Origin of the sequence: Pseudolabrys sp. (assembly GCF_050250095.1) — a bacterium.
Taxonomy (GTDB): domain Bacteria; phylum Pseudomonadota; class Alphaproteobacteria; order Rhizobiales; family Xanthobacteraceae; genus Pseudolabrys.
Window position 1 is genome coordinate 468,698 of the sequence record NZ_JBFWPH010000001.1, and the last position, 12,969, is coordinate 481,666.

Below are 12,969 nucleotides of genomic sequence, written 5' to 3' on the forward strand. Positions count from 1 at the left end.
TTCGATGATCTGGAAGACAGTTCTTGCCACCTCGACCGCGCTTGCGATTGCCGGCTCGACGCTGGTCTATGCTCAGCAGGGCGCCGACAAGGACAAGCGCGCTGACGCACACCGCTGGCGTCCGTCCGCGGAAGACATCACGGCTTACGGCGATGCCCGCATCGCCGCGCTGAAGGCCGGTCTCAAGCTGACCGCCGAGCAGGAGAAGCTCTGGCCGCCGCTCGAGAAGGCGATGCGCGACATGGCCAAGCAGCGTAGCGACCGCTTCGCCGCCCGCGCCAACGCCGACCGTCCGCAGGATCCGGTGGCGCGGCTCAAGCTGCGCGCCGAGCGGATGGAGCAGACCGGCGCCTCGCTGAAGGCGGTCGCCGATGCTGCCGCGCCGCTCTATGCGAGCCTCGACGACGGCCAGAAGAAGCGCTTCCGCGTGATGGCGCATTTCACCGGCCGCCAGTTCGCGCAGAACGGCCGCCATCGCCATCACGAGTGGGGCCGCCACCATAACTTCCGCCACATGAAGCATCATGGGCAGGACAGGGATGGCGCGGCCGGCGAGCAGAAGCCGCAGCAGTAAGCGTAAAGCGTGCAGCGGGCCGCCCGGGTCCGCGGCCGATCGGGAGCCGCCGGCATCAGGCCGGCGGCTTTCCGTTGCCCTTTCAGGGCCTTCCGGGCCGGCCTGAAAGCTGGACAGGCCGGGGGGTGTTTGCTAAACGACGCCGGCTTCACGACATCAGTCGTTGCGGCGATGCGGGCCATGCGTGAGGGCGCATAGCTCAGTTGGTAGAGCAGCTGACTCTTAATCAGCGGGTCCTAGGTTCGAGCCCTAGTGCGCCCACCATGTCCCGCCAATATCTCCCATAAATCCTGCTGCCAGTCGGCACCCCGGACCGGGCCCTCCCGGGCCGCCGGAGGCGTGTGTGGACTATTTTTGCTGCTTAAAGACATTCACTTAAATATTTCAAATCTAAAATATTTAGGCTTGTAAGATAGCCCCGCCTGCGTCAAGCTTGCCTCCGCGTCCACCGATCACGGGAGAGCCTGTCGATGCGGGCGGCAGTTCTGGGAGGCGGGCCCGGCGGGCTCTATTTCGCGATCTCGCTGAAATTGCGGGATCCGCAGGCCGAGATCGTCGTCATTGAGCGCAACAAGCCGAACGACACGTTCGGATGGGGCGTCGTCCTGTCCGACGAGACGCTCGCCAATCTCGAACGCAACGATCCGGTCAGCGCCAAGGCGATCCGCGACTCCTTCGTCTATTGGGACGACGTCGCGGTGCATTACCGGGGCGCGGTGGTGCGCTCCGGCGGCCACGGCTTCTGCGGCGTCGGCCGCATGCGGCTTCTCAACGTCATGCAGGACCGTTGCCGCTCGCTCGGCATCGAGCTGCGCTTCGAGACGGAAGCGAGCGACGTTTCGACCTACATGAAGGATTACGACCTCGTCGTCGCCGCCGACGGCGTCAACTCGCGCGTGCGCGCCGCGCTGGCCGAGGAGTTCCGCCCGGACATCGACGTGCGCGCCTGCAAATACATCTGGCTCGGCACCCACCAGAAATTCGACGACGCCTTTACCTTCATCTTCGAGGAAACGCCGCACGGCTGGGTCTGGGCGCACGCCTACCAGTTCGACGCCGACACCGCGACCTTCATCGTCGAGTGCTCGGAGGAAACCTGGAAGCGCTCCGGCTTCGACAAGATGGATGTGACGCAGACCATCGCGGCCTGCGAGACAATCTTCGCCAGGAGCCTCGGCGGCAACGCGCTGATGTCGAACGCCAAGCATCTGCGCGGCTCGGCCTGGCTGAATTTCAACCGTGTGCTGTGCGAGCGCTGGAGCCACAAGAACGTCGTGCTGCTCGGCGACTCGGCGGCGACCGCGCACTTCTCGGTCGGCTCCGGTTCCAAGCTCGCCATCGAAAGCGCCATTGCGCTGGCCGAATACATCCACACCGAGCCGACCATGGCGCAGGCGTTCCGCCGCTATGAGGACGAGCGCCGCCTCGAGGTGCTGCGCCTGCAGAACGCCGCGCGCAATTCGACCGAGTGGTTCGAGGATGTCGAGCGCTACTTCAATCTCGATCCGGTACAGTTCAACTATTCGCTGCTCACCCGCTCGCAGCGCATCAGCCACGAGAACCTGCGCGAGCGCGACCCGGAATGGCTCGCCGGCGCGGAGAAGTGGTTCGAGGAGCAGGCGACCGGCGCGGCGCCGAACGCGGCGCGGCCGCCGATGTTCGTGCCTTACCGGGTGAAGGGCCTGACGCTCGCCAACCGCGTGGTGGTGTCGCCGATGGCGCAGTATCGCGCGGTCGACGGCACGCCGAACGACTGGCACTTCGTGCATTACGCCGAACGCGCCAAGGGCGGGGCGGGGCTGATCTTCACCGAAATGACCTGCATTTCGCCGGAAGGGCGCATCACGCCCGGCTGCACCGGCATGTATGCGCCCGAACATGAAAAGGCCTGGAAGCGGATCGTCGATTTCGTCCATGCCGAGACGCCCGCCAAGATCGCCATGCAGCTCGGCCATTCCGGACCCAAGGGCTCGACCCAGCTCGGCTGGGAGGACATGGACGCGCCGCTCTCCTCCGGCAACTGGGAGACGCTGGCGCCGTCGCCGATCTCGTGGAGCGCGAACAACCTGATCCCGCGCGCGATGACCCGCGCCGACATGGATGCGGTGCGCGACGACTTCGTGCGTGCCGCCGAAATGGCCGCCCGCGCCGGTTTCGACTGGCTCGAGCTGCACTACGCCCACGGCTATCTGATGTCGGCCTTCATCACGCCGCTCACCAACAGGCGGACCGACGAATACGGCGGCAGCCTCGAAAACCGCATGCGCTTCCCGCTCGAAGTGCTGCGCGCGGTGCGCAAGGTGTGGCCGCAGGACCGTCCGATGTCGGTGCGCATTTCGGCGAGCGATTGGATCGGCGAGGAAGGCATCACGCCGCAGGATTCGGTTGAAGTCGCCCGCATGCTCACCGAAGCCGGCGCCGACCTGATCGACGTCTCCGCCGGACAGACCTCGGTGCGCGCCAAGCCGGTCTATGGCCGTCTGTTCCAGACGCCGTTCTCGGACCGCATCCGCAACGAGGCGGGAATTCCGACGCTCGCCGTTGGCAACATCTACGAGGCCGACCACGTCAATTCGATCCTGATGGCGGGCCGCGCCGATCTCGTCTGCCTCGCGCGGCCGCATCTCGCCGATCCGTACTGGACGCTGCATCAGGCCGCCGGGCTGCGCTATGAGGGCACGGATTGGCCCAAGCCCTACTGGCCTGGCCGCGATCAGCTCAATCGCCTGAAGTCGCGGCCCGAGCCGCCGGCGGGGAAGGTCTGATGGGCGCGCTTGCCAACACGCACGCGCTCGTGACGGGCGGCGGCACCGGCATCGGCGCCGCGATTGCCCGCGCGCTGGCGCGTGAGGGCGCCGCCGTCACCGTCGCCGGCCGCCGCAAGGCGCCGCTCGACGAGGTGGCGAAGTCGTTGCCGAAGGGCGCGGCCGTCAGCGCCGACATTACGCAGGAGGCCGATTGCGCCGCGATGGTCGAAGCCGCGCGCGCCGCGCAGGGGCCGCTCGATATCGTCATCGCCAATGCGGGCGCGGCCGACAGCGGCCCGTTCGGCAAGCTGACGCTCGACCGGTGGAACGCGGCGATCGCCGTCAATCTCACCGGCAGTTTTCTCACCGTGCGCGCCGCGCTTCCCGATCTCACGCGGCCTGCCGACGGCAAGCCGCGCCGCATCGTCTTCGTCGCTTCGACCGCCGGGCTCAAAGGCTATCCCTTCGTCGCGGCCTATTGCGCGGCCAAGCACGGCGTCGTCGGGCTGTCGCGCGCGCTCGCCGTCGAGCTTGCCGGCAAGGGCATCACGGTCAACGCGGTGTGCCCCGGCTATACCGACACGCCGCTGCTCGACGCCGCGGTCGGCAAGATCACCGCGGTTTCGGGCCGCGCCGCGAGCGATGCGCGCGACCAGCTTGCAAAAGACAACGATCACGGCCGGCTGCTGACGCCGGACGAGGTGGCGCAGGAAGTGCTGCGGCTCTGCCTGCCGGACGCCGCCAAGACAACGGGCGAGGCGATCGCCATCACAGGGGAGGCCGCATGAGCGGTTTGACGAAAACGCGCGCGCGCAACGGTGCGCGCTCGGGAGCAAGGCCGGCGAGCAAGCAGCGGCTGCGGCTGTGGATCCGCCTGCTGCGCTCGGCCCGCGCCATCGAATCCGAGATCCGCGAGCGGCTGCGTCGCGAATACGCGATCACCCTGCCGCAGTTCGATGTCATGGCCGCGCTCGAGCGCCAGGGCAACGGCATGACCATGACCGAACTGTCGCGCAGCCTGATGGTGTCGAACGGCAACGTCACCGGCATCGTCGACCGGCTGGTCGCGGAAAAGCTGGTGCTGCGGCAGGCGCCGGAAGAGGACCGCCGCTCCTTCATCGTGCGGCTGACGCCGAAGGGCTCCACCCACTTTGCCACCATCGCGAAGGCGCACGAAACCTGGGTCGACGAACTGCTGAAGGAATTCGGCGCGACCGAGGCGCAGGCCGTCATCGAGCACCTCGACGGGCTCGACGTGCGCATCCGCACCGGCGTGGCGCGGCAGAACGGGGAAGCGCGCGCGTGATCATGAAGGACCACAAGCCGAAGCACTTTAACTGGCGGATGGAGGGCAAGGTCGCGCTCATCTCGCTCAACCGGCCGGACCGCAAGAACCCCATCACATTCGAGTCCTATGCCGAGCTGCGCGACACCTTCCGCCAGCTCGTCTATGCCGACGACGTCAAGGCCGTGGTGTTCGGCTCGAACGGCGGCAACTTCTGCTCCGGCGGCGACGTGCGCGACATCATCGGCCCCTTGCTCGACAAGGACATGAAGGGCCTGATCGAATTCACTCGCATGACCGGCGATCTCGTCAAGGCGATGCGCGCCGCGCCGCAGCCGGTGATCGCCGCGGTCGACGGCGTCTGCGTCGGCGCCGGCGCGATGATCGCGCTGTTTGCGGACATGCGGCTCGGCACGCCTGCCGCCAAGACGGCGTTCCTGTTCACCCGCGTCGGTCTTGCCGGCTGCGACATGGGCGCCTGCGCCATGCTGCCGCGCGTGATCGGGCAGGGGCGCGCCGCCGAACTCCTGTTCACCGGACGCACCATGTCGGCCGAGGAGGGCGAGCGCTGGGGCTTCTTCAACCGGCTGGTCGCCGCCGACGCGCTGGAGAAAGAGGCGGTGACGCTCGCGCAGAAGCTCGCCGAGGGGCCGACCTTCGCCCACATGATGACCAAGACGATGCTCGGCCAGGAATGGTCGATGTCGCTCGAACAGGCGATCGAGGCCGAGGCGCAGGCGCAGGCGATCTGCATGCAGACGCAGGATTTCCGCCGCGCCTACGAGGCCTTCATCGCCAAGGGAACGCCGCGCTTCGCCGGCGACTGAGCATGCGTGACGTGAGCTACCTTGCCTGGCCGTTCTTCGAGCCGCGCCATCGCGAGTTGGCCGAGAAGCTCGACGCCTGGGCCGCCGTTAATGTCGCCGGCATCGATCATTACGATGTCGACGCCGCCTGCCGCGAACTGGTCGCGCGGCTCGGCCGCGACGGCTGGCTTAAGCACACCGCGCCGGGCGACGGCAATCCGAAGCTCGACGTCCGCACACTTGCTCTCTGCCGCGAGACACTTGGCTATCACGCCGGCCTGGCCGATTTCGCTTTCGCCATGCAGGGCCTCGGCGCCGGGCCGATCTCGCTCTACGGCAACGAGGCGCAGCGCGCGCAATGGCTGCCGAAGACGCGCGCCGGAAAGGCCATCGCCGCGTTCGCGCTCTCCGAGCCGGCTTCCGGCTCGGACGTCGCCAACATCGCCTGCGCCGCGCGCCGTGACGGCGACGCTTACGTGCTCGACGGCGAGAAGACCTGGATTTCCAATGGCGGCATCGCTGACCTTTATGTGGTTTTCGCCCGCACCGGCGAGGCGCCGGGTGCGCGCGGGCTGTCGGCCTTCATCGTGCCGGGCGACACGCCGGGCCTGACGATTGCCGAGCGGCTGGAGGTGATCGCACCGCATCCGCTGGCGCGGCTCGCCTTCAAGGATTGCCGCGTGCCGGCCTCCGCCATGATCGGCAAGCCGGGCGAGGGCTTCAAGATCGCGATGGCGACACTCGACGTGTTCCGCACTACGGTCGGCGCGGCCGCGCTCGGTTTTGCCCGCCGCGCGCTGCACGAGGCTGCCAAGCGCGCCGCAACCCGCGAACTATTCGGCGCGCCGCTTGCGAAACTGCAGATGGTCGAAGGCCATCTCGCGGACATGGCGCTCGAGGTCGATGCCGCCGCGCTGCTGATTTTCCGCGCCGCCTGGGTGAAGGACATGGGCGCGGCCCGCGTCACCCGCGAGGCGGCGATGGCCAAGCTCTACGCGACCGAAGCGGCGCAGCGCGTCATCGACGCCGCCGTGCAGCTTCACGGCGGCGACGGCGTGCGCTCCGGGCACATCGTGGAATCTCTTTATCGCGAAATCCGCGCACTGCGCATCTATGAGGGCGCGTCCGACGTCCAGAAGGTCGTGATCGCCCGCTCGGTTCTCGCCGAGACTCCCGGAGCGTCAGAATGAGCACGTCCGTCAAGCTCGGCCCCTCGGGCCATGTCGACACTTTCGCGCGCGACAACCTGCCGCCGCCCGATCAGTGGCCGGAGATCCTGCTCGATCGCCCGGAATTCCAGTATCCGGAATACCTGAACGCCGCCGTCGAGATGACCGACAGGATGGTCGAGCGCGGCTTCGGCGATCGCGTGGCGCTGATCGGCAATGGCCGCCGCCGCACCTACAAGGAACTGACCGACTGGTCGAACCGGCTCGCGCACGCGCTCACCGAAAACTACGGCCTGAAGCCCGGCAACCGCGTGCTGATCCGCGCCGGCAACAATCCGGCGCTGGTCGCGGTCTGGCTCGCCGCTACCAAGGCCGGCGCGGTCGTGGTCAACACCATGCCGATGCTGCGGGCCGGCGAGCTTGCCAAGATCGTCGACAAAGCCGAGATCGCGCTGGCGCTGACCGACAGCCGCATCGCCGACGAGTTGGTCGCCTGCGCCAAGACCTCGAAGTTCTTGAAGCAGGTCGTCAATTTCGACGGCACCGCCAATCACGACTCCGAGCTCGACCGCATCGCGCTCGACAAGCCGGTGAAGTACGACGCGGTCAAGACCGGCCGCGACGACGTCGCGCTCTTGGGCTTCACCTCGGGCACCACCGGCGAACCGAAAGCCACCATGCATTTCCACCGCGATCTGCTGATCGTCGCGGACGGCTACGCGAAGGAAGTGCTGAAGGTGACGCCGGACGACGTGTTCGTCGGCTCGCCGCCGCTCGCCTTCACCTTCGGCCTCGGCGGCCTCGCGATCTTCCCGCTGCGCTTCGGCGCCACCGCGACGTTGCTGGAGAACGCTTCTCCGCCGAGCATGATCCAGATCATCGAGCAGTACAAAGCGACGATCTGTTTCACCGCGCCGACGGCCTATCGCGCCATGATGGCGGCGATGGATCAGGGCGCGGACCTGTCCTCGCTGCGGCTCGCGGTGTCGGCCGGCGAGACGCTGCCGGCGCCGGTGTTCGAGCAGTGGACGAAGAAGACCGGCAAGCCGATCCTCGACGGCATCGGCTCCACCGAAATGCTGCACATTTTCATCACCAATCGCATCGGCGACAGCCATGCCGGCGCCACCGGCCGCCCCGTCGCGGGCTACGAGGCGAAGGTGGTCGACGACAGGATGAATGAAGTGCCGCGCGGCGAGCTTGGCCGTCTCGCGGTGCGCGGGCCGACCGGCTGCCGTTATCTCGCCGACAAGCGGCAGAAGAACTACGTCACCGGCGGCTGGAACATCACCGGCGATACCTTCATGCAGGACGAGCAGGGCCTGTTCCACTTCGTCGCCCGCGCCGACGACATGATCGTCTCGGCCGGCTACAACATTTCCGGTCCGGAGGTCGAGTCAGCGCTGCTCGCGCATGCGGAGGTCGCGGAATGTGCCGTGGTCGGCACCGCCGACGGCGAGCGCGGGCAGATCGTCACGGCCTACGTGGTGCTGAAATCCGGCGTCGCCGGCGACGACCTGCGCATCAAGGTCTTGCAGGATCACGTCAAGGCCACTATCGCTCCCTACAAGTATCCGCGCGCCGTTCACTTCGTTTCCGCCCTGCCGAAAACCCAGACCGGCAAGATCCAGCGTTTCAAACTTCGCGAGCAGTGACAGAAATGACGACAACCACCATCCGACGCGATTTCGAGTTCCTGCAGCCGGCGGGCTGGGCGGAGCCGAAGGGTTATGCCAACGGCATCGCCGCCACCGGGCGGCAGGTCTATGTCGCGGGGCAGATCGGCTGGACCGCGCAGCAGAAACTGATCAGCGACGATTTCGTTGCGCAGGCCGAGCAGGCGCTGGCGAACATCGTCGCGGTGCTGAAGGAAGCCGGCGCCGAGCCGAGCCACATCGTACGCCTGACCTGGTACGTCACCGACAAGCCGTCTTACGTCAGTCGCCAGCGCGAGATCGGTGAGGCCTATCGCCGGGTGATCGGCCGGCATTTTCCGGCGATGACGCTGCTCGTGGTGTCGGCGTTGGCCGAGGATGCCGCCAAGATCGAGATCGAGGCGACGGCGGTGATCCCCAACGGCTGACCGCGCCCTCCGGCACGGCGGCGTTCCACCGGCGGCGACAAGACAACAAGGCGGCGAGGCCGAAAGGCCCGCCGCCTTTGCCGTCTTATGTCGGCTTGCAAACGTAGATTTATAAAATAGATCAATAATTTACCATAAATAAACCGTTACGGGCCTAAACGTGGGCTGTAGTCCCGGTTCAGTCGCGTCCGGCGTGAAATCCAAAACCTTGACCTGACGATCTTGGCCGACCGGCCGGGAATTCCCAATGATCTTTCCCGTCCAGGATCGATGCGATGCGCCGCGGTGCGGTGCAGCCGTGCCGTCATGGTCTGGCGCTCGCTAGGAGATCGCGATGTTTTCTCTTGGAAAGTCCTCGGCAAACAATGACGGCGTGCTCTCGGCGATCGACCGCTCACAGGCGGTGATCGAGTTCATGCCGGATGGCACCATCGTCAAGGCCAACGCCAATTTCCTTGGCGCGGTCGGCTACACGCTCGAGGAAGTCGCCGGCAAGCATCACGCGATCTTCGTCGATCCGGCCGAACGCGATACCGAAACCTACAAGGCGTTCTGGAAGAAACTCGGCAGCGGCGAGTTCGATGCCGGCAAGTACAAGCGGTTCGGCAAGGGCGGCAGGGAAATCTGGATCGAGGCGAGCTACAATCCGGTGCTCGATCGTCACGGCCGCGTCGCCAAGGTCGTCAAATTCGCGACCGACATCACTGTGCAGCAGTTCAAGAGCTTCGATTACGCCGGCCAGATCGCCGCCATCGGCAAGGCGCAGGCCGTCATCGAATTCGACACCAAGGGCAACATTCTCGACGCCAACGACAATTTTCTCGGCGCCGTCGGCTACGCGCGCGACGAGATCGTCGGCAAACATCATTCGATGTTCGTCGAAGCCGCCGAAAAGGATAGCCCGGCCTACAAGTTGTTTTGGGACAAGCTCGGCCGCGGCGAGTTCGACGCCGGGCAGTATCGCCGCATTGCCAAGGGCGGCAGGGAAATCTGGATTCAGGCAAGTTACAATCCGATCCTCGACGCCGGCGGCAAGCCGTTCAAGGTCGTCAAGTTCGCCACCGACATCACCGGCCAGAAGCTGAAGACCGCCGATTTCGAGGGGCAGATCGCGGCCATCGGCAAGGTCATGGCGGTGATCGAGTTCGAGCTCGACGGCACCATCCGCCACGCCAACGAGAACTTCCTCAAGACGCTTGGTTACTCGCTCGACGAGGTGCGTGGCCAGCATCACCGTCTGTTCGTCGATGAGGCGGAGCGTTCGAGCGCGGCCTACAAGGCGTTCTGGGACAAGCTCGCCCGCGGCGAATTCGACTCCGGCGAATACAAGCGGATCGCCAAGGGCGGCAGGGAAATCTGGATTCAGGCAAGCTATAACCCGATCCTGGACATGAACGGCAAGCCGTTCAAGGTCGTCAAATACGCCACCGATGTCACGGCCGCCGTTCAGGCGCGGCAAGCGCTGCGCTTCGCGGTCGACAAGGTGGTCGGCGCCGTCAACCAGAACGATCTCAGCCAGCGCATCCCGATGGACGACAAGTCCGGTGAGATCGCCGCTCTGTGCGAAGGCTTCAACGGCCTGCTCGACAAGATGACGGAGGTCGTCACCGTGTTCAAGGACACGGCGCGCGAAGTCGGCGCCGCCTCCTCGGAAATCTCCGCCTCCACCACCGATCTGTCGCAGCGCACCGAGGAGCAGGCCGCTTCGCTCGAGGAAACCTCCGCCTCGATGGAGGAGATCGCTGCGACCGTGAAGAAGAACGCCGAGAACGCGCAGGCCGCCAACCAGTCGTCGGCGTCGACGCAGGATGTGGCGGACCGCGGCGGCAAGGTCGTGGCGCAGGCCGTCGATGCGATGGCGAAGATCGAGGAGTCATCGCGCAGGATCTCCGACATCATCGGCGTCATCGACGAGATCGCCCGCCAGACCAACCTGCTGGCGCTGAACGCGGCCGTGGAAGCGGCGCGCGCCGGCGATGCGGGCAGGGGCTTCGCGGTGGTCGCCTCGGAAGTCCGCAGCCTCGCACAGCGGTCGTCTCAGGCGGCCAAGGACATCAAGGATCTCATCACCAACTCCGGCGGTCAGGTGAAGGACGGCGTCGAGCTGGTCAATCGGGCCGGCACCGCGCTGACCGAGATCGTGGCGTCAATCAAGGAGGTCGCCGTCGTCGTCGCCGACATCGCGAATGCGAGCGCGGAGCAGGCCGGCGGCGTCGAGCAGGTCAACAAGGCGCTGACCCAGATGGACGAGGTCACGCAGCAGAACTCGGCGCTGGTCGAGGAGAACGCCGCGACCGCCAAGACGCTGGAGAGCCAGGCGAGGGCGATGAACGAGCGCATCGCGGTTTTCCGCCTGAGCGAGCACGAGGCGCCCCCGATGGCGCCGTCAGCCGACGCCGACAGGGCGGCGTCCAAACCGGCCGCCAGGCCGGCTGCGAAATCCGCGGCAAAGACGCCGCCGCAACCCGGCGTGGGCCCGGCGCGGCGCATGCAGGCGAATCTCGCGACCGCCCTGAAGACGGATCCCGACTGGGAAGAGTTCTAGCCGGGACGCTGACGGACCGCCGGAAACGGCCTCAAAACCCGGCGATGGCCCGCAAAATCATGGTTAACCGAGTCTTCACGTTAATGATTCATTGTCGCACCTGCAGTTCAACCCACCGGCCTCAAGCCTTCCCGAATGCAACCAAAACGAGAACCGAGACCATGAGTCGACCACTGGTAAATGCCGTGACGGTTGCCGCTGGCCGGCCTTTCGGGTGCTGAGCGATGGCACCGCTCTCTTCCGGCGTTGCGCTTAAGAGCGACGACGCTTCGCAGTCGACGCTCGGCCGCGAATTCGATTTCACCGATGACGACTTCCGCTTCCTGGCGAAGTGCGCCTACGAGCATGCCGGCATCGCGCTGTCCGACAACAAGGTGAACCTGGTCTATGGACGGCTGTCGCGCCGCCTGCGCGCGCTGAAGCTGCCGGACTTCAAGACCTATCGCGACTATCTGACGAAGAACGACCGCGAGATCGAGAACTTCATCAACTCGATCTCGACCAATCACACCAAATTCTTCCGCGAGTCCCATCACTTCGATCACCTGCACGCCAATGTCTCGGCGCCGTTCGGCCGCGAGCGCATGGCGGGCCGGCGGATGCGGATCTGGTCGGCCGGCTGCTCGTCGGGCGAGGAGCCCTACACGATCGCGTCCGTGCTCGCGCGGGACATTCCCGATCTCAAACGCCACGATGTGCTGATCCTCGCGACCGACATCGATACCGAAATTCTCAGCCGCGCCGCGCGCGGCGAGTACCAGCCGGCGGCGGTCGATGAAATTCCCGCGGCCTACAAGCCGTTCTTCTCAGTGGAGACGCGCGCCGGCCGCGAGGCGATGGTCGTCGCCGACGACTTGCGCGACATCGTCCGCTTCAAGCAGCTCAATCTGATGCAGGACTGGCCGATCAAGGGTCTGTTCGACGCCATTTTCTGCCGCAACGTCATGATCTATTTCGACGCGCCGACCAAGGCGCGCCTGATCGACCGTTTCATTGCGCAACTGAAGCCCGACGGCTGGCTTTATATCGGCCATTCGGAATCGCTGACCGGCGGCCATCCGGGCCTCAAGCTGATGGGCCGCACCATCTATCGGAAGATCGGCTGATGGTGGTGACGGCGACGTCAGCGGCGAAGCTTGCAACACCGTTCAAGGACGATGGCATCGCGCCAGCGCCCGGCCGGCGTTTCCACGATGCCGCGTCCGGCACGTGGATGGTGAAGGTGTTTCCCGGCGAGTACTACATCACGTCGAAACAGGATGAGACCATCGTCACCATTCTGGGGTCCTGCGTCGCCGCCTGCATCCGCGATCCGGTTGCGGGTCTCGGCGGGATGAACCACTTCATGCTGCCGCAGGATGCCACCGGCCACTGGGGCGGCGATCTGAAGTCGACCCGCTACGGCAATTTCGCGATGGAAAAGCTGCTGAACGAGCTTCTCAAGGCCGGCGCCCGGCGCGAACGGCTGGAGATCAAGGTGTTCGGCGGCGGCAATGTCACCGACATGTCGAACGAGGTCGGCACCGACAACGCCGAATTCGTCGTGCGCTATCTGCTGGCGGAAAACCTGCGCATCGCCGCGCAGGATCTCGGCGGCGACTATCCGCGCCGCATCCAGTACGCGCCGGCGACCGGCAAGGTGGTGCGCAAGTTCCTCGGAACGGTCGATAAATACAGCATTACCCGCGAAGAATCCGAATATGCGAGCCGCCTGTCGGAGAAGAAAACCGGCGGCGAAATCGAGCTTTTTGAGTGACCAT

Annotated in this window: 11 protein-coding genes and 1 tRNA gene; all 12 read left to right on the forward strand. The window is 65.9% G+C overall.

The window, feature by feature from the left end:
• The first annotated feature begins 4 nt into the window (after positions 1 to 4).
• Positions 5 to 574: a Spy/CpxP family protein refolding chaperone gene (locus AB7F10_RS02275; protein ID WP_428557892.1), complete on the forward strand. Its 570-nt coding sequence runs from the start codon at positions 5 to 7 to the stop codon at positions 572 to 574.
• 188 nt (positions 575 to 762) lie between these two features.
• A tRNA-Lys gene (locus AB7F10_RS02280) sits at positions 763 to 838 on the forward strand.
• 206 nt (positions 839 to 1,044) lie between these two features.
• Positions 1,045 to 3,339, forward strand: a complete 2,295-nt coding sequence (locus AB7F10_RS02285; protein WP_428557891.1) for a bifunctional salicylyl-CoA 5-hydroxylase/oxidoreductase — start codon at positions 1,045 to 1,047, stop codon at positions 3,337 to 3,339.
• Complete coding sequence (locus tag AB7F10_RS02290) at positions 3,339 to 4,109, forward strand: SDR family NAD(P)-dependent oxidoreductase (protein ID WP_428557890.1); 771 nt, start codon at positions 3,339 to 3,341, stop codon at positions 4,107 to 4,109. Before AB7F10_RS02285 ends, AB7F10_RS02290 begins: the two co-directional genes overlap by 1 nt.
• Positions 4,106 to 4,627 (forward strand): MarR family winged helix-turn-helix transcriptional regulator, encoded by a 522-nt coding sequence (locus AB7F10_RS02295; protein WP_428557889.1) that lies wholly within the window; start codon positions 4,106 to 4,108, stop codon positions 4,625 to 4,627. The genes AB7F10_RS02290 and AB7F10_RS02295 overlap by 4 nt, the downstream gene beginning before the upstream one ends.
• A 2-nt stretch (positions 4,628 to 4,629) precedes the next feature.
• Positions 4,630 to 5,433, forward strand: coding sequence for an enoyl-CoA hydratase family protein (locus AB7F10_RS02300; protein WP_428558401.1), 804 nt, complete (start codon positions 4,630 to 4,632; stop codon positions 5,431 to 5,433).
• Between the two features lie 2 nt (positions 5,434 to 5,435).
• Positions 5,436 to 6,602, forward strand: a complete 1,167-nt coding sequence (locus AB7F10_RS02305; RefSeq protein WP_428557888.1) for an acyl-CoA dehydrogenase family protein — start codon at positions 5,436 to 5,438, stop codon at positions 6,600 to 6,602.
• On the forward strand, positions 6,599 to 8,236 hold the full coding sequence (locus tag AB7F10_RS02310) for a benzoate-CoA ligase family protein (protein WP_428557887.1): 1,638 nt from the start codon (positions 6,599 to 6,601) through the stop codon (positions 8,234 to 8,236). The genes AB7F10_RS02305 and AB7F10_RS02310 overlap by 4 nt, the downstream gene beginning before the upstream one ends.
• Before the next feature lie 5 nt (positions 8,237 to 8,241).
• Complete coding sequence (locus AB7F10_RS02315) at positions 8,242 to 8,664, forward strand: RidA family protein (RefSeq protein WP_428557886.1); 423 nt, start codon at positions 8,242 to 8,244, stop codon at positions 8,662 to 8,664.
• 334 nt (positions 8,665 to 8,998) lie between these two features.
• Positions 8,999 to 11,209 carry a methyl-accepting chemotaxis protein gene (locus tag AB7F10_RS02320; protein ID WP_428557885.1) on the forward strand — a complete coding sequence of 737 codons (2,211 nt, stop codon included), beginning with the start codon at positions 8,999 to 9,001 and terminating at the stop codon, positions 11,207 to 11,209.
• Between the two features lie 224 nt (positions 11,210 to 11,433).
• Positions 11,434 to 12,315: a CheR family methyltransferase gene (locus AB7F10_RS02325; protein WP_428557884.1), complete on the forward strand. Its 882-nt coding sequence runs from the start codon at positions 11,434 to 11,436 to the stop codon at positions 12,313 to 12,315.
• Positions 12,315 to 12,965 carry a chemoreceptor glutamine deamidase CheD gene (gene cheD / locus AB7F10_RS02330; protein WP_428557883.1) on the forward strand — a complete coding sequence of 217 codons (651 nt, stop codon included), beginning with the start codon at positions 12,315 to 12,317 and terminating at the stop codon, positions 12,963 to 12,965. Before AB7F10_RS02325 ends, cheD begins: the two co-directional genes overlap by 1 nt.
• Positions 12,966 to 12,969: the final 4 nt, after the last annotated feature.